We start from the raw sequence: 23265 nt of genomic DNA on the forward strand, positions 1-23265 counted from the left end.
ACATCTCCACTTCGTGAAGTGCTCATCCCCCCTGACAGCACGAGCGATCAGGGAGTGTGCAGTCGGTGCTCGGTTTTCCCGAGACTCGTCCTATCCAACGGATGACCGGTGTGCCTCCTCAGGCGTGCCTGGGAGCGCAAAGCCCATCGGTCGGTGCGGCTGACCGATGGGGTGGCAAGGTGCCGCTGGGTTTAGCCGGCGACCGGGGTACGCCAGTCATCGGAGCCCGAAGTACCGGACACTTCATGGGTCCAGGTGATCTTGCGGTAGGTGAACTCGACGTCCTCCAGGTGGGTGAAGTGCGCGTTCGACGGGTCCTGGCAGTTGTGCATGTAGTCCTTGATGTCGACGATGATCGCGTCTTCCAGGGTGGTGGTGAAGTAATGCTCCTGGGTGCCGGCGGCGGAGGTGCGGAACCACTGGATTTCGATCTTGCTCAGACGCTCACCGGAGGTCAGGGCCGCGAGCAGCAGTGGTGAAGCCTTGTCGAAGACCTTGGTGATCTTCACCGGTTTGTGTACCCGCTGGCCGGTGGGCTGACCGGACTGCGGATCGCGGGGGATGATCACTTCATGGCTGAAGCCCTGGACCATGACTTGATCTTCGTGACCTTCCTGGTAGGTGTTGCCAACGGAGTCAGCGGTGAAGGCACCGGCGGTGATCAGACCTTGTTTGGTACCGGTGACGGACATGTACGCTGGGGTTGCCATTGTTGCTCTCCTTGCTTGGATATACGGAAAACCCGGAGGCCTGAATGGCCGGCCGGGCTCCAGGGACATCTCAAGAGTCATGCCAACTTGCCAATACCCCTTGCCAATCAATCACTTGATGGAAATCCAAGGTTTAACAGGCTGTTTCCAGCCTGAATTCCTATAGAAAGTGCGCAAGAAGTTGCGCAGTACTGCGCAACTTCTTGCGCACTCCTCTGTAGAGCCCTGAGCGTCATGCTTACAGCGATGTGCCCACAGGCTTACTCACATTCGAGTGCGCAACTTCTTGCGCATCAAGGCTAAAAGCCATCACGGGCATGGGCAGCATTGTTCCGCCCAGGCACGGGCTCACCTGGCGACTTTAGTTCTGGTCCGATCCTTCGCTCTTCGCGAGTCGGCTATAAAGCTCGCCACAACCTCACCGCAGGCGGGCCCATGAGATTTGCTCGCCATGCATAGGTGATTTTCCAGTGCGTTTTTCACTGTTAACCTTGCCGCCATGACCCATTCTTCCGCACATCGCCCTCACATTGCCTGGACGCTGTATTTCTGCGTGCTGTTCAACGTGTTCGTCTGCGGTCTGGGTCATGGACAGATGGCTGCACTGGAAATCACCGGCGTGGGTGGGCAGTTCTGTCACGCCCTGGGCGAATCTGCATCAACTCTGGATGACAGCTCCAGCGACAAGACTGGCCCCAGCACCATGGGGGCTTTTGTCTGCCCCCTGTGCTCGGCGGTGAGCCTGGGCCTGGGGCTGCTGTTCTGTCTGGCCTGGCTGCTGCTGGTACGGCACTCGGCGCGGGTCAAGGTCGAGCGGGGCAGCAAGGCGCCGCCGCGTTACTCCTGGCCGTCACTCAATCCTCGGGCTCCCCCACTGAGCGCCTAGCGCTGCTTCGCGATTGCCCTGGCGTCGCGTGTTTTTCATCTCCCGGTACTTAAGTCTGCGGTCGCGATGGCGACGGCGGCCGGGGTGTTTGATGATTTTTTTCGAGTCCGAGTCCATGAAGTTCCTGTATCGCTCCCCCAGTTGTGCGGCGCTGTGCTGTGCCCTGTCGTTCAATGCCCTGGCCGAGGGCACGCTGCAATTGCCGCAGACGCGCATCAGCGCCGATGAAGTGCAAGCCACTGGTCTGCAACTGGATACCCAGACCACCACCGGCTCGCGCCTGGGCCTGACCCCGCGGGAAACCCCGGCGTCGGTCAATGTGGTCAACCGCCAGCAGATTGAGCAGCGCGGCGCCGCCAACACCCAGGACATACTGGCCAGCGTGCCGGGGATGAACGCGGCGTCATCGCCGGGCATTCCGGGTTTCGTTTCCTATCGCGGTTTCTCCGGGCCGCAGATCACTCAGTTGTTCAACGGCATCAGCGTGCAATACGACTCCATCGCCGCCCGTCCCGTGGACAGCTGGATCTACGACCGGGTCGAGGCGGTCGGCGGGCCGTCGAGCTTTCTCTACGGCACTGGCGCGGTGGGCGGTTCCATCAACTACATCACCAAGCTGCCTTCGCGCACCGAGTCGTTCAATGAAGGGCGGGTCAGCTATGGCTCCTTCGACAGCCGAGAAACCTCCTTGGGTTTCAACCATGCGCTGAACGACGGCGCCGGGCCGCGCCACTACGCGCGTTTCGATGTCAGCCACACCACCAGCAACGGTTATGTCGACCGCGAGCAGCGCGATGCCTGGACCACGGCGTTTTCCCTGTTGACGGATTTCAACGACCAGCTGTCCCACACCCTGGCCTACGAGTACCAGAACGAAAGCGTCGACAGCCCTTACTGGGGCACGCCGGCGTTGAGCCCGCTGGGGGGCAAGATGGAGGTGGACAAGAGCCGGCGCTTCGAGAACTACAACGTCAGCGATGGTCGTTATGAACAGCGGGTGCAATGGCTGCGTTCGATCATCGACTATCAGGTCAATGACCGCACTTCCGTGCGCAACACCCTGTACCACTACAACGCCGATCGCGAATACCGCAACCTGGAAAACTACGCCTATAACAGTGACAACAGCCAGGTGGTGCGCTCTGGCATCCTGCTCCAGCGCCACGCCCAGGAACTCAACGGCAACCGTTTCGAACTGCTGCATCACAACAGTCTGTTCGGCCTCGACAGCCAGTGGTCGGCGGGTATCGATTACAGCCACAACGTGATGAGCAACTACCCGCGCTCGGTGTCGGGCTCGCTGCCTGGGGTCGATCCAGACGCTTTCGATCCGGGCAGCTTCTGGGACTTGCCGGGCATGCAGCGCGGCTTCGAGAAGAACCGCCGCAACCAGGTGGATACCTGGGCCCTGTTCCTGGAAAACCGCCTGCAACTGACCGATCGCCTGTCCCTGCTCAGCGGCCTGCGCCACGATCAGATCGACCTGCAAGTGACCAATTACCGCGCCGTCACCGAGGCCAATCCGGCGTTCTTCCAGCGTAAATACCGGCCCACCACCGGGCGCCTGGGGCTGGTCTATGAGTTGACCCCGGCGGCCAACGTCTACGTGCAATACAGCACCGCTGCCGATCCACCGGCAGGCATCCTGACCACCGCCAGCTACGGTCAGGTGCGCGACTTCGACCTCAGTACCGGCAATCAGTGGGAGATCGGCAGCAAGTTCGATTTCCTCGACGGCCGTGGTTCGGCGACCCTGGCCGCCTACCGCATCGAACGCAAGAACCTGTCCACCGCCGATCCGAGCAACCCCGGCAGCAGCCAGCCGGTGGGCCAGCAATCGTCCCGCGGGGTGGAGCTGGCGGGCTCGTTGCGGGTCACGCCCAAGCTGTTGGCCGAAGGCAACTTCGCTTATGTCGACGCCCAGTACGACGAGTTCTATGAAAACGTCGGCGGCCGGCCGGTGTCGCGCAAGGGCAACAGCCCCACCAATACCCCGGACAAGGTAGGCAACCTGTGGCTGAGCTACGACATTGCCCCGTCCTGGCAGGTGGGCGGCGATGCGCGCTACGTGTCGTCGATGTATGCCAATGCGGCCAACACCCGCTATGCGCCGGCCTACACGATCTTCGGCGCCTTTGTCGGCTACCAGCTCAATGCCGATACGCGGATCACCGGCCGGGTGCGCAACCTGACCGATCAGGTCTACGCCCGCACCACGGGGCAAACCCAGCTGTACCTGGGGGCGCCGCGGACCTTCGAGCTGGCGCTGCAAACGCGCTTTTAACCTGAGACAGCGGGGCGCCCGATGGCGCCCCGCGCATTTGCGAGCAGCCTGTGATGAAGCGTTACCTGTACCTCTGGCACCGCTGGCTGGGCATTGTTGCCTGCCTGTTCATGGCCCTGTGGTTTATCTCCGGGGTGGTGATGCTGTATGTCGGCTACCCCAAACTGACCCCCGCCGAACACTGGTCACGCTTGCCTGTGTTGCAACTGGGCGATGCACCCATTGACCTGAAGCAGGTGCTGCACGCTGCCGATCCCGAACTGGCGCCGTCAAGCATTCGCTTGACCACGGTGGCCGGCGCCCCGCGCTATATCCTCGAATACCCAGGACCGCGCAAGGTAGCGATCGAGGCCGATAGCGGCCTGCAAGCGCTGCCCACTGACCGGGTCGAGGCCCTGGCCGCGGCCCGGCAGTTTGCCCCCGGTGTGGCGGTGCGTGATCGCGGGACAGTGAATGGCGACATGTGGAGTCAATCCCGGGCCCTGGACGCCGACCGACCCTTGCTGCGGGTGGCCACCGCCGATGCCGAACGACGTCTGCTGTATGTCTCCGGCACGACGGGCGAGGTGGTGCGCGATGCCACGGCCACCGAGCGTGGCTGGAACTGGATCGGTGCCTGGCTGCACTGGCTGTACCCGCTGCGGGGCATCGGCATCGATGGCGCCTGGGGGCCGATCGTCACTTACCTGTCCCTGGCCGCGACCCTGATGGCCGTGCTCGGCCTGGCGGTGGGCGTGCTGCGCTGGCGCTTCAAACGCACCTATCGCAATGGTTCGCACTCGCCGTACCAGGGCTTTGCCCGCTGGCATCATGTGGGCGGCATGCTGTTCGGCGTGCTGCTGATTACCTGGATCTTCAGCGGCCTGATGTCGATGAACCCGTGGAAAATCTTCAGCAGCTCCCAGCCCCTGTCGGTGGCGGCCTATCAAGGCACACCGCTGCACGCTGCGGCCTTTCCCCTGAGCGCGGCCCAGGCCCTGCAGCGCTTTGCCGATGACGGCCTGCAGACCCGGGAACTGGAGTGGCGGATGATCGGCGGCAAGGGTTATGTGATCGGCTACGACGGTGCCGGCCGCACGCGGATTCTGGCCATGGACGATCAGCAGGTGCTGCGCCAGTTCAACCCCGACACCTTGCGCCAGGCGGCCTGGGCCATTCGCCCCGAGCGGCCGATGGTTGTCCAGCAATTGGCTGCCTACGATTTCTATTACTACGCCCGCGAGCCCCACAGCATGATGGGCCACTTGCAGCAGCGTCTGCCGGTGCTGCGGGTGCGCTTCGACGACCCGGCCCAGACCTGGCTGCACCTGGACCTGCACACCGGCGCCATCGTCGGGCAACTGGACCAGCCGCGCCGCGCCTCGCGCTGGCTGTTCGGCCTGCTGCACAGCTGGGACTGGCTGCCGCTGCTGGCCAACCGCCCCTTGTGGGACCTGTGGATGATCCTGTTCAGCGCCGCAGGCTTGCTGATCAGCGTCAGCGGTGTGGTGCTGGGCTGGCGCCGCCTGGGGCGTTCATTGCGTGGGCGTCGGCGTTGAGGCGGGGGAGGGCGCAATACCGCGACCTGGATCAGGGTTATGCAGTATTTCTGCCCTGCGCCGACGATTTAAGCCACCGCTCCCGGTCCCAGCGGTGATAATGCCCGCCTGCTCAATTCCCTACTGCTTCCGGAGCCCATCGCACCCATGTTCGTCATCACCCCGCAGGACCCTGAACTCTATCGCCGGCAAACCCGCCGCAGCACCCTGATCATCGCCCTGGTGTTCATCGCCCTGGCCATGCTGTTTTCCAGCGCTGCGGTGGCGGTGTTCGGCCAGCCCGGCGGCGATAACCTGGTGTGGAATGCCGGCGGCGTGTTCACCGGGCTGGTGATCAGCGCCGTGCTGTTGCGCACGGTGTTCTGGACCCAGCCGTGGATGGCCTCGGCGGTCTATGGCTGGCGCCTCAAGCGCAGCCTGATGCGGGTGACCAATGTCATGCATCAGGTCACCGCCGGGGTGGCGGCGGGCGATCCGGCGGCCCTCAAGCTGCTGCGCTTCTATCACCTGGGGTTGACCCAGATGCATCAGCTGGACGCCAACTCCAGTGCCCACGGACAGATGCTGGGTGAAGTGGAGCGCCATCTGGCGTTGCTGGCCGAGCAGGGCATCGACCCGCAGCAGGAGCGCCTGGAGGCGCAGTGGCTGGAAGCGGTCAAGGTGCACCAGCCGCGCTGAGGTTCAGGTTGATCCGCTGGCCCTTCCTCAAGGCTGCGGATCATCCAGGTAGCGCCACAAGGCCTCGGCCATTTCGTTGGACTGGCCACTGCGGCCAAACAGCTGCTGGCCGATATGCAGCCCCAGCTGGCGATAACTCTCGAACTGCGCCTCGTCGAAGAACTGATCCACCGTGCTCTGGTTGGGAAAGCCCGGGTTGGCCCGGGCGTAGTTGACGACGTCCGCTGTCAGCCCGGCGATCAGCCGCGGCTTGAGCACCAGGATCCGGCAGTGGGGCGTGGCCGCGATGTCCGCCTGGGTGTCGGGGCTATGGGCGTAGACGTTCAGCAGCAAGGCGCACTTGTGACTGTCGGCGCCCGGTGGCTGGCGAAACTCTTCCAGACTGCCGAACAGCCCCTTGAGTTGGGGATGGGCCAGTACCCCCGGGTCTTCGCGGATTTCCAGGGCCTGGTCGATGCGCGCCAGGCGCACCAGATTGGCCAGGTCGTCGAACTGGTAATCCGGGTCGCAGCCGCTGTCGCAGGTGACGATCAGTTCCACGCCGCGCCCCTCACGCAGCAACTCGTAGGTGGCGGTGTTTTCGAAATGCCCGCCGTCGGACAGGTACTGGTAGTCGCGTCGATGTCCATGAAACCGCGAGGTCAGCTCATAGAACAGGTAGGCCTGGGTGCCGAAGTAGGTCCAGGGCTTCAGGTCACGGGGCTTCCAGTGCTGTTGCCCGGGATCGAGGAAGTGGCTGGGCCACCAGATGCCCAGGCGTATGTTGGCCAGCCCCAGGATCAGCGACATGCCCAGGCTGTTGGCTCGCCCCAGGCCGGTGCTGAAGGCGGCGCCGGAGACGCCGATCCACTGGCCCAGGCTCAGGGGGCTCATGATTTCCGAGGCCGGGCCCTGGCTCAGGTCACGGCGGTAGGGCTTGCCATCGAGGGTGTAGCGTTCCGCCGGACCGTCGCTGGCGACGCTGCCTTCGGTTGAGGGGGCCCAGTTCGGCGCGATGCACAAAGGCTTGCCCTTGCGGTCGCGCTGCACCAGTTGCTCGGCGGGGTCCACCGTCAGGTTCATGGTGACGTTGATCAGGTGCACCGGCCCGGCACTGGGGGTGGCGTAGTACTGCTGCAGCGACAGGTCGTCGCTGGACATCGGCTCGGCCACGCTGAGGTAGGTGCGGCGCTGCTGTGGCGGGCCGTTGAAGCGCCGGCCATTGGACGCGCCGAGGTAGGCGCGGGTCAGCCGGGCGCTGTAGAAGGCCTGGAGCGACGAGGTGTTGAGAAAGCCGATGAAGCGCCCGCTGACGCAGACCAGCAAGGCGGTCACCAGGCTCAGGGCCAGCAGGCGCCAGGCAGCGGCAGCGCTGTAGCTGATGGCGCCAGCGTCATGGGCGACCCATTGCACCAGCAACGCCCAGCACAGGCACAGCAGGCTCATCAGCAGGCATCCGGCAACCAGCGCCAGGACATCCAGGGGCAGTTTGCGCATCCAGCCGGGCAGCGGCTTTTCATCCTTGAGCAGCACCAGGCGGCGCACCAGCCACATCAGCAGCGCCAGCAGCAGGGGCGTGGCCAGGGCCTGATAGTCCAGCAGGTAGCGATACAAGGCTTCGGCACCGGTCACCAGCAGGGCCAGGAAAGCCAGAATGGCCACTGCCGCCATGGCTCGCCCCAGGGCGCGGGTGATCTGCACCCGGTAGTTGCGCACGCAGTTGTTGCAGGTGCTGTCCTTGGCCGGGTCTCGGTGATCCGCCAGCCGGCGGACCAGCCGGTGGGTGATCAGCAGCGCGTTGCTGCCGACCAGGGCGGCCCCAAGGGCCAGGGTGCCCACCACCTGCCATTGGGCCACGTCATAGGCCAGGGCGCCGCCGATCCACAGGCCGGTGACGATCGCCAGCATGAAGCGCAAGGCCGGGTTGCCAAGGTTTGGCGGCTGGTCCAGATCGCCTTGGGGGATCACCAGCCAGTACGCCACGGCGCAAGGCAGGGCGAACAGCAGGGCGGCCATCAGCGGCCACAGCAGCAGGCTGGCCTGACTCAGCACCTGGAACAGGGTCAGCAGGCTGAGCATCAACAGGATCGGCATGCCGATCATGGCGTGCAGCGACAGCCAGTTGCGCCAGGTCATGGCCAGGGCATAGAGCATGTCGCCGGAGCCGGTGGGCGTCAGGTAGCGGCCGTTTTCCCGCAGCCAGGCACCCGGGCCCTGGCCCACGGGCTGCTGGGCGTAGTCGACGCCGGTGCTGATACGTCCCGGCGGCTCGAAGCGCAGCGCCTGGTAGGCATCGCGGGCGGCCTGGCCCACCGGGTCCTGGGGATCGGGCTCGCGCAGGCGTCCGGGAAGGAACAGGCTGGAGAAGAAGCTGCCGATATAGCCGCCGCCACTGACCGTGGACAGGTAGTCGATGCGTGACAGCAGACTGTGCTCGGTGGCGGTTTCAGGCGCGGGCTGGAGTGGGGCCGTGGAGGCCGTCGCCGGTGCCGGCGCCCGGGCCATGGCTTGCAGAACGCCGAGGCAGAAGGTGGCGCTGCGGATGCCGCCCCCGGACAACGCCAGGCCCCAGTTGCCACGCTGCGGCGTGCTGGGTCCGGGGGCTTGCTGGTGCAGGTTCAGGCGTCTGAAACGGATGCGCTGTTGCTCGATCTGGTAGAGGGTCGAGTCGGGTGTCATGGGCCTTCCTTGGAAAACGAAAGGGGCGGGACCTGAGTGAGCTCAGGATCGCTTGCCCCGGCGAGCGCCCAGCAGAATACCGGATGCGCAGGTTGCGGTGTATGTCACCGGCGGTTCAGGGAGGGCTGGATGGGTATGTGGCGGATGCAAGGGCGGCGGGCACTCGATGCGTCTGATGCATGGAAAAAATGGACCTGGTTATAACGTTAGATTTTATTCATATAAATGGACATAAGCTTTAGCCGCTATGCTGCCGCCAGTTTTTTACCTGGCCGTGTGATTTGTAGGGTTTTATTGATGGATGTGGGTAATTTCGGTTTTGTCATCGCAGGCCTGGTAGTGGGATTCATCGTGGGCATGACGGGGGTGGGCGGCGGCTCGCTGATGACCCCGATCCTGCTCTGGTTCGGCATCAACCCGGCCACCGCCGTGGGCACTGACTTGCTGTACGCCGCCATCACCAAGTCCGGTGGGGTGCTGGTGCATCAGAAGAACCGCAATATCGACTGGCGCATCACCGGCTGGCTGACCCTGGGCAGCGTGCCGGCGGTACTGGCGACCCTAGGGTTCTTGAACAACCTGGACTCCGATCCCCAAGCCTTGAACTCGGTGATCAAGCAAGGGCTGGGCTTCGTCCTGCTGCTCACGGCCCTGGCCATCGTCTTCAAGAAGAAGCTCATGGCCTTCGCCCAGCGCCACGGCAGCGACTATCAGCCAAGCCCCCGCGGTCTCAACGGCCTGACCGTGGTCACCGGGCTGATCCTCGGCACCATGGTCGCGCTGACCTCCATCGGCGCCGGCGCCCTGGGCACTGTGGCGCTGTTCATCCTCTATCCGTTCCTGGCCACCAAGCGCCTGGTGGGCACCGAAATCGCCCACGCCGTGCCCCTGACCCTGGTGGCCGGCCTGGGTCATGCCAGCATGGGCAACATGGACTGGCACCTGCTGGGGTTCCTGTTGATGGGCTCACTGCCGGGGATCTGGATCGGCAGCCACATGACCGGGCGGATCTCCGACGAGATCCTGCGCCCATGCCTGGCGGTCATGCTGTTCTCCATCGGCTACAAGCTGGCCTTCTGAGGCCCACAGCCGGGCCATGCTCGCCGTCACCTGCTAACTTCCGTGGATTCCAGGGGTCAGTTATCCTGCGCAGGCCCTTGATGGGCGGCGCAACCCCTTTTCCCCTTGTGTGATGCAGTCCATGACTATTTCCTCTGCTGATGGTGCCGCCCCCCAGACCTGGCGCGGCGGCGAGACCGGTGCCGCCATCCGCCAGTTCGACTGGTCGCAGACTTCGGTGGGCCCTCGGGAGCACTGGCCCAGCCTGCTGCACAGCACCTTGAGCCTGGTGCTCGAATCCCCTGAGAGCCTGTACCTGCTATGGGGGCCGCAGAAGCAGTTCTTCTTCAATGATGCCTATCGTCCGGTACTGGGGCCGCGCCTGGCCCATGCCCTGGGGCAGACCATCGAGACGCTCTGGGCCGATGCCTGGCCGGATGTGCAACCCATGGTCGAGCAGGCGTTCCGCGGCCAGTCCTGCCGTCATGAAGACCTGCCGGTGAACATGCAGCGCTATCCCGGAGAGGAACTGACCTGGTGGTCGTTTTCCATGAGCCCGATATTCGACGAGCGCCAGGAGCAGGTGCTGGGGGTGCTGTGTCACACCGTGGAAACCACCGCGCGGGTGCGCCTGGGGCTGCACGCCCGGCTCACCGAGTCGCGCCTGCGCGAGACCCGCGAGCTCAATACCCGGGTGCTGGCCAGCAGCAATGACTGCATCAAGGTGCTGGACCTCGATGGTCAGTTGTCGTTCATGAGCGAGGGTGGCCTGCGGGTCATGGAGGTCAGCGACTTCAATGCCATTGCCGGCTGCCCCTGGCCGGACTTCTGGCAGGGCCAGGGCAACCTTGACGCCCAGGCCGCCATCGCCGCTGCCCAGGCCGGGGAATCGGCGCGGTTCCAGGGCGCCGCCAACACCCTGGCCGGCAACGCCAAGTGGTGGGATGTGCAGGTCACGCCGATGCTCGATGAGGCCGGTCAGCCGGAGAAGATCCTCTGCATCTCCCGGGACATCACCGCCACCCGCGAGGCCGAGGAGCAGTTGCGCCGCCTCAACGAGTCCCTGGAACAGCGGGTCCAGGCGCGCACCCAGGAGCGCGACCGGATCTGGCAACTGTCCACCGACCTGATGCTGGTGGCGGATTTCAACGGGCGCATCGTTGCCGTGAACCCGGCCTGGACCCGACTGCTGGGCTGGCAGCGGCACGAACTCGAAGGCAGCAGCTTCTACGATTTCATCCACCCCCAGGACAGTGTGGCGGCGGTCAACGCCTGCACCGAACTGGCGCTGGGTCAGAGTTTTTCACGGGTGGAAAACCGCTTTCGGCACAAGGACGGCAGCTATCGCTGGGTGTCCTGGAGTGCCGTGCCCGACCCCCAGCACCTGCATGCCGTGGGGCGTGACATTCAGGCCGAGCGTGAAGCCGCGCAGGCGCTGCGCAAGACCGAAGACATCTTGCGCCAGGCACAGAAGATGGAGGCGGTGGGGCAACTGACGGGTGGGGTCGCCCACGACTTCAATAACCTGCTGACGGTGATCCGCTCGTCCACCGACCTGCTGCGGCGCAACCTCAGCGAGGAGCGCCGGCAGCTGTACATCGATGCGATTTCCGACACCGTGGACCGCGCCAGCAAGCTCACCGCCCAGCTCCTGGCCTATGCCCGCCAGCAGAACCTGCGCCCGGAAACCTTCGACGTCGGCGTCAGCGTGCAACTGCTGGCACAGATGATCAATCCGCTGATCGGCGCCTGCATCGAACTGCGTATCGAACTGCCGCAGCAAGCGTGCTGCATCCATGCCGACGCCGGCCAGTTCGATACCGCGCTGATCAACATGGCGGTCAATGCCCGGGACGCCATGCAGGGCGAGGGCCTGCTGGTGATTGCCGTGGAGCGGGTGGCGCAGATTCCCGCCAGCGCCAGCCAGGGCGCCCAGAACGGCGACTTTGTCGCGGTGTCCCTGACCGACACCGGTGCCGGCATCGACCCGCAGCAGATCGAGCGGATCTTCGAGCCCTTCTTCACCACCAAGGAGGTGGGCAAGGGCACTGGGCTGGGCCTGTCCCAGGTGTTCGGTTTTGCCAAGCAGTCTGGCGGTGGCCTGGTGGTCCACAGTCAGCCGGGGCAGGGCACGCGCTTTACCTTGTACCTGCCGCGCTCTGAAGCTGTGGTCAGCCCGGTAGCGGCCCCTTGCCCGGGGCCGCTGCAGGTGGATGGCCAGGGGGCCACGCTGCTGGTGGTCGAAGACAATCCCGAAGTGGGCGTGCTGCTGGCCCAGGCCTTGAACGAGCTGGGCTACCAGACCGAATGGGCCACCAGCGCTATCGAGGCACTGCGTCGCCTGAGCCAGGAGCCGGGGGTGTTCCAGGCGGTGTTTTCCGATGTGGTGATGCCCGGCATGAGCGGCATCGAGCTGGCCACCCGCATCCGCAGCGATTACCCCGGGCTGCCGGTGATCCTCACCAGCGGCTACAGCCCGGCCCTGGCCCAGGGCCAGACCCGGGAGTTCGTGTTCCTGCAGAAACCCTACTCGGTGGCGGCCCTGGCCCAGGCCTTGAGTGCCGCGATCGGCAACGACCCGCCGCTGTGATGCAGGCCGCCGCCGTCTATGGCTGGTGGCTGCCCTTCATCCACTCCTGGGCCGAGCGCCACAGGCAGATCCCCAGGAAATAGGCTGAAGCCGCCAGCCACAGGCCCATGATCGACGGGCTGTGCAAGGGGTGGCTGAGGATCAGCAGCGCGCCACTGAGCAGCCAGACGAAGGTCACGATGATGTTCAGCCCCATCCACTTGCGTACCCGGAACGGATGCAGGAATTGCACCCGAGTGGCGGTCAGCAGGGCCAGGGCGAAGATGCTCAGCAAGCTCAGCCAGGGGCCGGGCTCGATCAGGTAGAAGCACAGGGCGACCACGTTCCAGGCGGCGGGAAAACCCTGGAAGTAGTTGTCGTGGCTCTTCATGTTGACGTTGCAGAAGCACAGCAGCGACGACAGCAGGATCAGCGAGGTGGCCAGCAGTGCGCTGTACTCCGGCAGAGGAATGTAGCGGTAGATGAACAACGCCGGGATGAACACGTAGGTCAGGTAGTCGATCACCAGGTCGAGCACCGAACCGTCGATGTTGGGCAGCACCGAGCGGGTGTTGACCTTGCGCGCCAGGGAGCCGTCGACGCCATCCACCAGCAGCGCCACCCCCAGCCACAACAGGCAGGCCTTGGGCTGGTTTTCAAACAGTGCCAGGGTGGCGAGCAGGGCGCTGACCACTCCGGTGGCGGTGAAGCCATGGGCGCCCCAGGCTTTGATTCTGGCGATTTGCAGGGTCGATATCACGGGGCGTTTCTCCGGCGGCTGTGGTTCCCGGACGACCAGCGTTGTGCACGCGGCGGTGCTGGTCCAGGTTGCAGTTATCGACCGGAAAGCCTGGCAGAAGGTTCAGCGCCACCCCTGAATCAGGCTCGATGCGGGCCTTGCGGTCCTTGTCGCTATCCAGGAAGGCGGGCGTTGCACAGTTGGCCGAGGTCAACGGTCGAGGGGGATTTCCTGAGTCTAGGCGCCATGGCCGAAGCGACAAGAAAAACGCCACCTGGCGCTGAACACCGGTGGCGTTTTTTATTGGCTGCCCCGGGGGGGCGTGATGCTGTGCTGCTCGGTTACTTCGTTGCCTCCAGGGCACTGAGGAGCGCATGGGCGGCCTTGATCCGTTCCTCGTTGGGGTAGTTCTTGTTGGCCAGCAGGACAATGCCAATCTGTTGGCTCGGGACAAACAGCACGTAGGCGCCGAAGCCGCTGGTGGAACCGGTCTTGTTGTACAAGGCGTCGGCCTTGGGCGGTTGGGCCGGAGTCAGCCACTGCACCGGATGCGGTTCGAGGGCCATTGGCGTCGAGTTGCCTGCCAGCAGCCGTGCCAGGGGCACCGGGTAGGCGTAGCGCTCCCAGCCCAGGCCCTGGGTCATGTCGCCGACCCGGTAATAGCCGCTCTGGGTGCTGGCGATGGCTTTTTGCAGGGTGTCGTCCAACGGCTGCGGTTGCAGGTTATCGGCAACGAACTGCAGCAGGTCCGGGGCACTGGTCTTGACCCCGTAGGCCTCGGCATCCAGGGGGCCGGGGCTGACCCGGATCGGCTTGTTCTGCTTGTCATAGCCCTGGGCGTAGTGGGCCTGCTGGTCCTTGGGCACCTGGAGGTAGCTGTGCTTGAGCCCCAGTTTGGGGAACAGGCTCTTTTCCAGCAGTTGAGCGTACGGTTGGCCCAGGCTGCGGGCAGCGAGGTAGCCGAACAGGCCGATGCTGGGGTTGGAATACAGACGCTGGGTGCCCGGGCTGAAGGTGGGCTTCCAGGTGTTGTAGTAATCCAGGGTCTTGTCCTCGCCCTGGACGTCGTCGGGGAACTGCAGTGGCAGGCCACCGGCACTGTAGGTGCCCAACTGCAACAGGCTGATGCCGTCGAAGGCACTGCCGCGCAGGGCCGGCCAGTACTGGCTGGCGTGGTCCTCGAGGGCCAGCTTGCCGCTGGCCTGGGCGTAGCCGGCCAGGGTCGCGCTGAAGGTCTTGCTCACCGAACCCACTTCGAACAGGGTGTCGTTGTCCACCGGCTGTTGATTGTCCTTGGAGGCAAGGCCGTAGTTAAAGTAATGTCGCTTGCCGTTGGCGATGATCGCCACTGCCATGCCGGGAATGCCCTGCTGTTGCATCAGCGGACGGATGGTGGCATCCACGGTGGTTTTCAGACGGCTGTCCTGGGGGGGCTCGGCCAGGGCGTCGACGCTGCCGAGGAGCAATACGCAGGCGCTGATGATGCCTAATCCGGTTGAGGTTTTATGGCGCATGATGGGCTGTTTTCCATGGGTTCTGATTTTTTTTTGCCGCCTATTCCCAGCGGCTTTCCGGCTTCGGGGTTCTTTGCCCGAACCCCGGAGGCGCAGTGCTTGCGGAGTCTTTCCGGGAAGGGAGGACGTGGTCAGCGCTGCGCGAGCGAGGCCAATGTAGGCAGTCTGCGCAGGATCGGCAAACGACGATATTTCGCAGGAGCCATTAGAAAAACTAGGGAATGCCCATGCTCCGTCCACACCTGCCCTTGAACGCGCTGCGGGCTTTCGAAGCCTCGGCCCGTCATTTGAGTTTCACCCGCGCCGCCATCGAACTCTGTGTGACCCAGGCGGCGGTCAGCCATCAGGTCAAGAGCCTGGAGGCCCAGCTCAACGTCACCCTGTTCAAGCGCTTGCCCCGGGGGCTGATGCTGACCAGCGAAGGCGAGACCCTGCTGCCGGTGCTGCGTGAGTGCTTTGATCGCATCGCCCAGACCCTGGGGCGTTTCGAGGGCGGGCACTACCGCGAAGTGCTGACGGTGGGTGCCGTAGGCACCTTTGCCGTGGGCTGGCTGTTGCCGCGCCTGGGGGATTTCCAGGCGCGCTATCCCTTTGTCGACCTGCGCCTGAGCACCAACAACAACCGTGTCGACGTGGCCGCCGAAGGCCTGGACTACGCCATCCGTTTTGGCACGGGAGCCTGGCACGGCATCGAGGCCCTGGAGCTGTTGCAGGCGCCGCTGTCGGTCTTGTGCATACCGCAGATCGCCCACCAGTTGCACAGCCCGGCGGATCTGTTGGGCCAGACCCTGTTGCGCTCCTATCGCACCGATGAATGGCCGCAATGGTTCCAAGAGGCGGGACTGGGCGGCGGCAGTCCCTTGCCCCAGAGCATTGTCTTCGACTCCTCCCTGGGCATGCTCGAAGCGGCCCTGCAAGGACTGGGGGTGGCCCTGGCGCCGCCGTTGATGTTCGAGCGACAGTTGGCCAGCGGGGCGGTGGTCCAGCCGTTCGAGATCGGCATTGTCACCGGCAGCTACTGGCTGACCCGTTTGCAGTCGCGGGCGCAAACCCCGGCCATGAGCGCCTTCAAGGCCTGGCTGCTGGAGGCGGTGGCCGCAGGCCCTCATCAATAGCGCCAATGCCCCGGCGTCCAGAGCCGCTGGCCGGCGTGGCCAGTGGCTTGGCTCAGCCCCGTGGGCCCGGCACAATCCTCGACCTTGCAGGGCAGGCGCCGGCATCGTGCCGATGGCCGGCATGCCCCGGGAGTGTGGAGGAAGGTGGATGCCCGTCTTGAAACAGCAGGACCAGGACCAGGACCAGGACCCGGACGCGATTGCGCGTCCGGTATGTGCCCTGTGCATCTCGATGCAAGAAGAGCGCTGGGAACGGCCGTGGCACAGCCATCGCAAGGCCCAGTTGCTGTTTCCCGCGGGCGGTGTGCTCAGTTGCGAGAGCGCCGAGGGCCTGTGGCTGGCGCCGCCGCAGTGCGCGGTGTGGATTCCCAGCGCGATCGAGCATCGGGTCCAGGGGCTGGAGAACGCCCAGGGTTATTGCCTGTTGGTCGAGCCCGAGCACGCCCGGTCGTTGCCGCAGGCCTGCTGCACCCTGGTGATGTCGCCGCTGTTGCAGGAGTTGCTCAAGCGCTGTGCGCAACTGCCGTTCCTGTATGACCAGGACGGCGCCGCCGGGCGCCTGGTCGCGGTGACCCTGGATGAGCTGGCGGTCGCGCCCCGTGAGCAGATCCACCTGCCCATGCCCCGGCACGCACAGCTGCGGCGTCTGGCCCAGCAGATCCTTGAACAGCCGCAGCGGCGCCTGAGCCTTGGGCAATGGGGCGAGCAGATCGGCCTCAGCGAACGCAGCCTGAGCCGCTTGATCGTGGCCGAGACCGGCCTGAGTTTCGGTCGCTGGCAGCGCCAGTTGCACATCCTTCTGGGGCTCAAGCAATTGGGCCGGGGCGACTCGGTGGAGTGTGTGGCGCTGACCCTGGGCTATGACAGCGCCAGCGCCTTTATCCGCATGTTCAAGAAAACCGTGGGCCAGCCGCCGGGGCGGTTTTTTGCCGAGCGTCGGCAAGCCCTGGAAAACCACGCCCTGTAGCCGCTGCCGAGCCCGCGAGGCTGCGAAAAGGCCCGCAGGGCCTTGCCTGGCGATGCCTCGTCAAATTCAAGATCGCGGTGGCCGCCAGGTCAGAGTGCCGCCTGTGGCAGTGGCAATATCTGGCTGGATTGATCAATAACTTGTCGATCTCGGCTGATGCGGACAGTGCTTCCCGGGAAGATGATAAGCATTCTTGTTTTTCAGCTTCTGGAGGTGTTCCCATGTACTTCGATCATCAGCATTTTCCCCTGGTCTGGATGCGTCGCGCCGAAGGCGCAGGACAGCCGCTAGTCGACCCTTACCAGCAGTTGGAGGCGCTGACGCAGCGTGCCCAGGCTTTTGTCCTGATGAGCGATCTGATACCTGAGCCCGAGCAGCGCAACAGCGCTCAGGGCAAGGCGTTGCTCAAGCAGGGCTCGATGTGGACCAAGTGCAACAAGGCGGCGATCCGTCGCTGGATCAAGGCGATGATCGTCATCGCCCCGCAGCCGGAGAACCAGGCGCAGGTCGAGGCTTTTGCCAGGACCTATGAACAGTTCTGGGGCTACCCACTGCTGCACAGTGCCTCGCCGCTGGCCGCCGTCAGTCTGGCCCAGCAACTGCTGGCGCCGCCGCGCAGCAACCTGCACAACTGGTGAAGGCGGCGAGGTTGCCGTCAGCCTCTGCGGTGCTCGGGGAGGTTGGCGGTGATCACCTTGCCCATGCTGACCCGGGGTTCAATCTGATACCCCAGGGCCTGGTAGAAGCCCTGCACCGCGGCGTTGCTGCTGAGGATCTGCAGGTTGATCTTCAGGCAGCCGCGGGCGCCCAGGGCCTGCTCGCCATGGCGCACCAGGGCCCGGCCGGTGCCGAGCCGGCGCTGTTGCGGGTCCACCGCCAGGGAGTACAGCCAGCCACGGTGGCCGTCGTAGCCGGCCATTAAAGTGCCGATGACCTGAGCTTCGGCCAGTGCGACGAAGAACAGCCCGTCATCCACGGCGAGCTTGCGGTCGATGGCCAGCTCCGGGGCGTTGTGGGCGGTGTCGTAACCGAAGACACGCTCCCACAGTTCGATCACCGGCTGGCGGTGCTGGGTGTTGCGGTACTCGACGAGTTGGATCATGGCGTGGGCTCGATAAAGGGTTGAGCACCGGAGCGCGGGTATGGCCGGTGGCAGGTTTCAGTCCTGGTGGCCGGGCCAGGTTTCGGTGGGGAAATAGGCCTCCAGCCCAGGTTCCTTGTGGTCCACGCCATCCCGGGTCCAGTAGCAGCTCAAGCGCGAGTAGTTGTCCAGGTCGCCACGGACCAGGCAGGTGGCGCTGTGCCCGGGCTCGCTGAAGCGCAACACATCGGCCTCGGCCATGGTGGCCCGCTCCACCTTGCCGATGGCGGTGGTGGTCTTGCCGTTGATGGTCTTGACCAGGGTCAGGGCCTGGTTTTCATAGCGGATCACCGCGGTGCCGGAGTAGGTCGGGCCGCCGTCCGGCTCCTTGCCGATCAGCATGAACTGGCCGGGCACCATGCTGTAGTAGACGTGCGGCTCCTGGTCCTGCTTCGGCGCGGCCTGGGCCGCGAGGCTGGCCAGCAGCAGGCCGAGAAGGGGGGCGCGGGAGAAATGCGGCATCGGTGCTCACTCCTGTTGAGGCGGGGGGCCATGATTCCAGACTTGGCGTTGCAGATAAATGCCCGGGCGGCTAGCGGTGTTCGATCACCAGGATTGCCGTGGTGTCGGCTTCCAGAGCTTCAAACACATGCGGCTGGTCGGCGCTGTAGCGGAGGTAGTCGCCGGCATTCAGGCTGATCGGGTTGTCCGCCGGCCCGGCCAAGGCCCGTCCACGGGCAATCACCAGGTGTTCCACGGTGCCCGGCAAATGCGCCTTGGATTGCCGCGGCTGGCCGGGCTGGACGTTGAGGCGGTACAGATCGCGCTGCGCTCCGGGTGGGCAGTGGTCTAGCAGGGTCGCCGCATAATGGGCGTCCTCGGCGTGGGCGGTGGTGCCTTCATGGGCACGGATGACCTTCAACTGATCCGCCGGCTGTTCGAAAAAACGTGTGACCTGCAGGCCCATGGCCTGGGCCAGGGCCCACAGGGTCTCGATGCTCGGGTTGCCCATTCCGGCTTCCAGCTGGGACAGGGTGGACTTGGCCACGGCCGCCCGCTTGGCCAGTTCCGAGACGGAAAAACCGGCGTTCAGACGTTCGCGCTTGATGGCTATGGCCAGTTGGCCAATGGGTGAAAGGGTGCTTGCTTCGTTCGTTTTGTCGTTCATTTGTCTGTTAAATCATCCTTGTTTCCCTTGACGCAGAGAAAATGCGATGTTCATTATATTGGATAAATGTTCGATATAAAAACAAAAGGAGTTTCCCGGATGATTGTGCGGTACAGGGCAAACTCATGGGGCTGAGCCTGCGGTTGGTGGTGATTCCGTATCACGAGATCTGCCTGATGATGCATTGCCTGGCCCATCTGCAACTGTGTTTGGGGGATTGGCTGGTGGCTGGGCAGACCCACCTGTTCGTCGAATCACCCCGCTGGTACAGCCGCTAGCGCCGGGCACTGTACGGGGGCGGTCACGCAAGGGGATCAGCGCCGTTGGCGGGCGCTGGGGTGTGGCGTCAGACCTTGAGCACCTTGCCGCTGGCGGCCACTGCCAACAGCAGCACGGCGATCAGGCCGAACGCCATGCTCAGGCTGCTGCCATGGGCAACGAAACCGATCACCGCGGGGCCGGCAAGGATGCCGGCATAGCCCAGGGTGGTGATGGCCGGTACGGCGATGCTCTCCGGCATGACCTGCTGTTTGCCCACGGCGCTGTAGAGCACCGGCACGATGTTCGAGCAACCCGCGCCCACCAGGGCATAGCCCAGCAGCGCCGCTTCCCAGGCCGGGGCCAGGGTCGCCAGCAGCAGGCCGGCGGCGGCGGTGCTGCCGCCGATGACGATCACCCGGCGCGCACCCAGGCGATGGACGATGGCATCGCCGGTCAGGCGGCCCAGGGTCATGGTCAGGGCAAAGGCGGCGTAACCCAGGCCGGCGTAGGCCGCATCCAGGTCGCGCTCGGCGCTGAGAAACACTGCGCTCCAGTCCAGCACCGCGCCTTCGGCGAGGAACACCACAAAGCACAGGCAGCCAATGAACAGCACCACACCGTGGGGCACGGCAAAGGCCGGGCCCGAACTCTGGCTGCCGTAGGGCAGCATGTGCGGCGCGGCCTTGAGCAGGGCCACCAGCATCAGGGCAATCACCACCAGCGTTGCCCCCAGAGGCGACAGGCCCAGGCCCAGCAGGGCGCTGACGCCGGCGGCGCCGACAATCCCGCCGAGGCTGAACAGCCCGTGGAAGCCCGACATCATGGTCTTGCCGCTGGCGCGCTCGACGATCACCGCTTGCAGGTTGACCGTGGAATCCACACCACCCAGGCCGGCACCGAACAGGAACAGCGCCGCCATTAGCAGCGGGATCGAGCTCAGGGTCGCCAGCAGCGGCAGGGCCAGGCAGATCAGCAAGGTGCCACCGGCCATCACCCGGCGGCAGCCGAAGCGCCCGGCCAGGGCCCCGGCAATCGGCATCGCCAGGATCGAACCCACCCCCAGGCACAACAGCAGCAGGCCCAGGGTGGCTTCGTCGAGCCCGGCCCGGGCCTTGGCGTAGGGCACCAGCGGAGCCCAGGCGGCGATGCCGAAACCGGCGATGAAAAAGGCGATGCGGGTGGACATCTGTTCGAGGCGGCCGGGGGTGGCCTGCATGTGGGTGTTGCTGGCAGTCATAAAAATCCTTGGCGATGAAACTCGCTGCCGGCCACCTGATGCCCCCATGGCGTGATGGCGGCCGGGTCGGGGATTGTGACAAATCCAGCCAGTGAAGGTTGCAGTAATCGCCACGGCGCTGCGCCAGGGCCGGAAATAATAGTGCGCAAGCCGGCGCGTTGTTTCGCATAATCGGCCGCTTTGCGCAAAAACATTGCAGCGCGTGCCGTCCGCCCCCGGAGTTTTCCTGCCCATGAATGCCAGTCTCGACGCCTATGACCTGAAGTTGCTCGCCGAGCTGCAGCGTGACGCCAGCACCGCGCAAAGCGAGCTCGGGCTGCGGGTCAACCTGTCCACCGCCGCGGTCAACCGGCGGCTCAAGCGTCTCAGCGACGAGGGCGTGATCGAGCGCTACAGCGCCATCGTGGCTCCCGATGCCCTGGGGCACGAGCTGAGCATCATCGTCGAGGTGGAAGTGGAAAGTGAGCGCATCGACCAGATCGATGCGCTCAAGCGCAGTTTCCAGGCTTGTCCCCAGGTCCAGCAGTGCTACTACGTGGCCGGTGAATGCGACTTCGTGCTGATTTTCTGCGTGCGCAACATGGCCCAGTACACCCAGCTGACCCGCGAACTGTTCTTTGGCAATGACAACGTCAAGCGCTTCAAGACCCTGGTGGCGATGAACCGGGTCAAGGTCGGGCTCCAGGTGCCCACCGACGGTTGAGGCTCAAGGGGTCTGCAGCGCCTCCAGCAGAAAATCGATGAACACCCGGACTTTCTGTGACAGGTGGCGCTGGCTGGGGTACAGCGCGTAGATCTGGCGGCTGGGCAGGCGTTGTTCCGGTAACACGCGCAGCAGTTGGCCGCTGTCCAGGAGCGGTTGGGCGACAAAGCCGGGCAGGGCGCCGATGCCCAGGCCGGCCACCAGCATGTCGCCGAGCAGCAGGCTGTTGTCCACGGCAAAGTGCACCGGCAGCTCCAGCCGGGTCTGGCCTTCCGGGCCCTCCAGTTGCCAGCGCCCGGGGTGCTCCGCCAGCCGGTAGGCCAGGCAGCGGTGGCGATGCAGGTCGGCAATGGCGCTGGGCGTGCCCTGGGCCTGGAGATAGGCCGGCGCGGCACAGATCACCTGCTCAACCTGACCCAGGTGACGCGCGATCAAGGTCGAATCCTCCAGTTGCCGGCGAATCCGCAGGGACACGTCGAAGCCTTCGCCCACCACATCCAGCACCTGATCGTTGAGGGTCAGGTCCACCTGCAATTGCGGGTAGCGCTGCATGAAGGCCACCAGGATCGGCGACAGCACCTTGAGCCCGAAGGACAGCGGCGCATTGATCCGCAGGCGGCCACCGGGTTCGTGGCTGCCGGCCTGGGTGGCGCGCTCCAGGGCGTCCAGCTCATCGAGCAGATGACAGCATTCATTGAAGTAACTCTGCCCGGCTTCCGAGAGGCTCATGCGCCGGGTGGTGCGCAGGATCAGCAGGCTGCCCAGGCGCTCTTCCAGTTGCCGCACCTGCTTGCTGACGGCGGCGGTGGATTGCCCGAGATCGGCGGCGGCCTGGCTGAAGCTGGCCCGTTCCACCACCCGGCGAAAGGTGCGCATGGCCATCAGTACGTCCATATTGTTTCCCCTGGGTTGAATATCTATCCACGAATCGGCTGATTATCTCTGATTGATCCCTCAATACCATGGGCACTTCATTTCACAGGAGTGTTGTCATGGCTCATCACGCAATGTCCAAAATCCTTCCCGGGGTGCTCGCCCTGGCCCTTTTCAGCGGTAGTTGCAGTGCCGCCACTGCGGCCCGGGCCGAGGTGGGGATCAGCCCTTGGGGGCCCAAGGATGAGATCGGTCGCTTGAACCTGATCACCCCCGAGTCCCGGGCGGCGATCATGGCCCGGGTCAGCGGCGAGCAGGCCTACGACCTGGCCGTGGATTATTTTGTCGGCATGCCCAGCTGGCAGGCCGCTGGAGATCCGCCCTATCAGATGTGGATGACCCATACGCCCCACGGCAATGTGGTCGCCGATCCGATGCAGGTCGGCGAACCGATGAACCAGCACGTCAGTTACAGCGGTTCGGCGGTATCGATGTACGCCCATATGGGCACCCATATCGACGCCCTCAACCACTTTGGCCTCAACGGCAAGATCTGGAACGGCTACCGCGCCGATCAGCATCTGGGGGATCGGGGCTGGAACGTCACCGGGGCGGAAAAACTGCCGCCGATCATTGCCCGCGGAGTGCTGATCGATGTGGCTGCGGCCAAGGGGCTGGAACAGCTGGCGGACAGCTACCGGGTGACCCGCGCCGACCTGCAACAGGCCCTGGCCAAACAGAAGGTGGCGCTGGAGAAGGGCGACGTGGTGCTGATCCGCACCGGGCGCATGCGTGACTACGACAATGCCCAGCGCTATATGGCCAACCCGCCGGGGCTGAGCCTGGATGCGGCGAAGTTCCTGGTGGAAGAGGGCGGCGCCATGGTGGTGGGAGCGGACAACCTCAGCTTCGAAACCTTCCCTTCCGAGGTCGAGGGCAATTACCTGCCGTTGCACACTTACCTGCTGGCGATGCAGGGCGCGCCGATCCTGGAGCTGGTGAACCTGGAAGGCTTGTCCCGGGACAAGGTCTATCAGTTCGCCTTTATCGGTGCCTCACTCAAACTGCGGGGTGCCGACGCGGCGCCGATCCGGCCCATGGCCTTGCCCATTCGCTAGCCTGGCGGATGGTTGTTCTTCAGCAGCGCGCGGTGTCCACCCAGGCTTCTTGGTTCCCCTGGCCGAGCCGCTGGATTGTCCGTAATGTCAGCGGCTCGGTTTTTTTC

The 23265-nt window shown here is 64.7% G+C and carries 21 protein-coding genes; 12 read left to right on the forward strand and 9 right to left on the reverse strand.

Annotation, left to right across the window (positions count from 1 at the left end):
- Window positions 1–191: 191 nt before the first annotated feature.
- Complete coding sequence (locus Q8O96_RS23325; RefSeq protein WP_025129830.1) at window positions 192–710, reverse strand: Hcp family type VI secretion system effector; 519 nt, start codon at window positions 708–710, stop codon at window positions 192–194.
- Window positions 711–1209: 499 nt separating this feature from the next.
- Here Q8O96_RS23325 and Q8O96_RS23330 point away from each other — a divergent pair, with 499 nt between their 5' ends.
- The 4 genes from Q8O96_RS23330 (at window position 1210) to Q8O96_RS23345 (ending at window position 6096) form a co-directional block, all read left to right on the forward strand.
- On the forward strand, window positions 1210–1596 hold the full coding sequence (locus tag Q8O96_RS23330) for a DUF2946 domain-containing protein (RefSeq protein ID WP_102864601.1): 387 nt from the start codon (window positions 1210–1212) through the stop codon (window positions 1594–1596).
- A gap of 115 nt (window positions 1597–1711) precedes the next feature.
- Window positions 1712–3880, forward strand: coding sequence for a TonB-dependent siderophore receptor (locus Q8O96_RS23335; RefSeq protein ID WP_102864961.1), 2169 nt, complete (start codon window positions 1712–1714; stop codon window positions 3878–3880).
- 53 nt (window positions 3881–3933) lie between these two features.
- Window positions 3934–5418, forward strand: a complete 1485-nt coding sequence (locus Q8O96_RS23340) for a PepSY domain-containing protein (protein WP_250330021.1) — start codon at window positions 3934–3936, stop codon at window positions 5416–5418.
- A gap of 147 nt (window positions 5419–5565) precedes the next feature.
- On the forward strand, window positions 5566–6096 hold the full coding sequence (locus Q8O96_RS23345; protein ID WP_102864603.1) for a DUF3087 domain-containing protein: 531 nt from the start codon (window positions 5566–5568) through the stop codon (window positions 6094–6096).
- Between the two features lie 27 nt (window positions 6097–6123).
- Here the strand turns inward: Q8O96_RS23345 and Q8O96_RS23350 are convergent, their stop codons facing one another.
- Window positions 6124–8754 carry a hypothetical protein gene (locus Q8O96_RS23350; protein ID WP_305949499.1) on the reverse strand — a complete coding sequence of 877 codons (2631 nt, stop codon included), beginning with the start codon at window positions 8752–8754 and terminating at the stop codon, window positions 6124–6126.
- Between the two features lie 297 nt (window positions 8755–9051).
- Here Q8O96_RS23350 and Q8O96_RS23355 point away from each other — a divergent pair, with 297 nt between their 5' ends.
- Entirely contained in the window at window positions 9052–9834 is a 783-nt protein-coding gene (locus tag Q8O96_RS23355) for a sulfite exporter TauE/SafE family protein (RefSeq protein ID WP_102864605.1), read from the forward strand.
- A gap of 121 nt (window positions 9835–9955) precedes the next feature.
- Entirely contained in the window at window positions 9956–12403 is a 2448-nt protein-coding gene (locus Q8O96_RS23360; protein WP_115582423.1) for a PAS domain-containing sensor histidine kinase, read from the forward strand.
- A gap of 16 nt (window positions 12404–12419) precedes the next feature.
- Here Q8O96_RS23360 and pcsA read toward each other — a convergent pair whose 3' ends face one another.
- Both pcsA and ampC read right to left on the reverse strand, forming a co-directional pair.
- Entirely contained in the window at window positions 12420–13142 is a 723-nt protein-coding gene (gene pcsA / locus Q8O96_RS23365) for a phosphatidylcholine synthase (RefSeq protein ID WP_102864606.1), read from the reverse strand.
- A 320-nt stretch (window positions 13143–13462) separates the two neighbouring features.
- On the reverse strand, window positions 13463–14635 hold the full coding sequence (gene ampC, locus Q8O96_RS23370; RefSeq protein ID WP_115580549.1) for a class C beta-lactamase: 1173 nt from the start codon (window positions 14633–14635) through the stop codon (window positions 13463–13465).
- 227 nt (window positions 14636–14862) lie between these two features.
- On the opposite strand from ampC, the gene Q8O96_RS23375 reads away from it, so the two are divergent.
- The 3 genes from Q8O96_RS23375 to Q8O96_RS23385 all read left to right on the forward strand — a co-directional run bounded on the left by Q8O96_RS23375 (window position 14863) and on the right by Q8O96_RS23385 (window position 17355).
- On the forward strand, window positions 14863–15750 hold the full coding sequence (locus Q8O96_RS23375; RefSeq protein ID WP_115580548.1) for a LysR substrate-binding domain-containing protein: 888 nt from the start codon (window positions 14863–14865) through the stop codon (window positions 15748–15750).
- 148 nt (window positions 15751–15898) lie between these two features.
- Complete coding sequence (locus Q8O96_RS23380; protein WP_305949500.1) at window positions 15899–16717, forward strand: helix-turn-helix domain-containing protein; 819 nt, start codon at window positions 15899–15901, stop codon at window positions 16715–16717.
- 221 nt (window positions 16718–16938) lie between these two features.
- Window positions 16939–17355: a hypothetical protein gene (locus tag Q8O96_RS23385; protein WP_305949501.1), complete on the forward strand. Its 417-nt coding sequence runs from the start codon at window positions 16939–16941 to the stop codon at window positions 17353–17355.
- 17 nt (window positions 17356–17372) lie between these two features.
- Here Q8O96_RS23385 and Q8O96_RS23390 read toward each other — a convergent pair whose 3' ends face one another.
- The 3 genes from Q8O96_RS23390 to Q8O96_RS23400 form a co-directional block, all read right to left on the reverse strand.
- Window positions 17373–17819: a GNAT family acetyltransferase gene (locus Q8O96_RS23390; RefSeq protein ID WP_305949502.1), complete on the reverse strand. Its 447-nt coding sequence runs from the start codon at window positions 17817–17819 to the stop codon at window positions 17373–17375.
- Between the two features lie 57 nt (window positions 17820–17876).
- The gene (locus Q8O96_RS23395; RefSeq protein ID WP_060840237.1) at window positions 17877–18320 is read right to left on the reverse strand and encodes a hypothetical protein; all 444 of its coding nucleotides are present in this window, start codon (window positions 18318–18320) and stop codon (window positions 17877–17879) included.
- Between the two features lie 70 nt (window positions 18321–18390).
- Window positions 18391–18966: a helix-turn-helix domain-containing protein gene (locus tag Q8O96_RS23400; RefSeq protein WP_102864612.1), complete on the reverse strand. Its 576-nt coding sequence runs from the start codon at window positions 18964–18966 to the stop codon at window positions 18391–18393.
- Between the two features lie 125 nt (window positions 18967–19091).
- On the opposite strand from Q8O96_RS23400, the gene Q8O96_RS23405 reads away from it, so the two are divergent.
- Window positions 19092–19244, forward strand: coding sequence for a hypothetical protein (locus tag Q8O96_RS23405; protein WP_162884076.1), 153 nt, complete (start codon window positions 19092–19094; stop codon window positions 19242–19244).
- 68 nt (window positions 19245–19312) lie between these two features.
- On the opposite strand, the gene Q8O96_RS23410 is transcribed toward Q8O96_RS23405, so the two are convergent.
- Window positions 19313–20464: an MFS transporter gene (locus tag Q8O96_RS23410; RefSeq protein WP_207166267.1), complete on the reverse strand. Its 1152-nt coding sequence runs from the start codon at window positions 20462–20464 to the stop codon at window positions 19313–19315.
- A 232-nt stretch (window positions 20465–20696) separates the two neighbouring features.
- Between Q8O96_RS23410 and Q8O96_RS23415 the strand changes: the two genes are divergently transcribed.
- The gene (locus tag Q8O96_RS23415; RefSeq protein ID WP_305949503.1) at window positions 20697–21167 is read left to right on the forward strand and encodes an Lrp/AsnC family transcriptional regulator; all 471 of its coding nucleotides are present in this window, start codon (window positions 20697–20699) and stop codon (window positions 21165–21167) included.
- Window positions 21168–21170: 3 nt separating this feature from the next.
- Here Q8O96_RS23415 and Q8O96_RS23420 read toward each other — a convergent pair whose 3' ends face one another.
- Window positions 21171–22061 carry a LysR family transcriptional regulator gene (locus tag Q8O96_RS23420; protein ID WP_102864615.1) on the reverse strand — a complete coding sequence of 297 codons (891 nt, stop codon included), beginning with the start codon at window positions 22059–22061 and terminating at the stop codon, window positions 21171–21173.
- Between the two features lie 98 nt (window positions 22062–22159).
- Between Q8O96_RS23420 and Q8O96_RS23425 the strand changes: the two genes are divergently transcribed.
- Window positions 22160–23158 carry a cyclase family protein gene (locus tag Q8O96_RS23425; RefSeq protein ID WP_102864616.1) on the forward strand — a complete coding sequence of 333 codons (999 nt, stop codon included), beginning with the start codon at window positions 22160–22162 and terminating at the stop codon, window positions 23156–23158.
- The last annotated feature ends 107 nt before the right edge of the window (window positions 23159–23265 follow it).

It is taken from the genome of Pseudomonas sp. LPH60 (assembly GCF_030718165.1).
Classification (GTDB): Bacteria; Pseudomonadota; Gammaproteobacteria; order Pseudomonadales; family Pseudomonadaceae; genus Aquipseudomonas; species Aquipseudomonas danubii.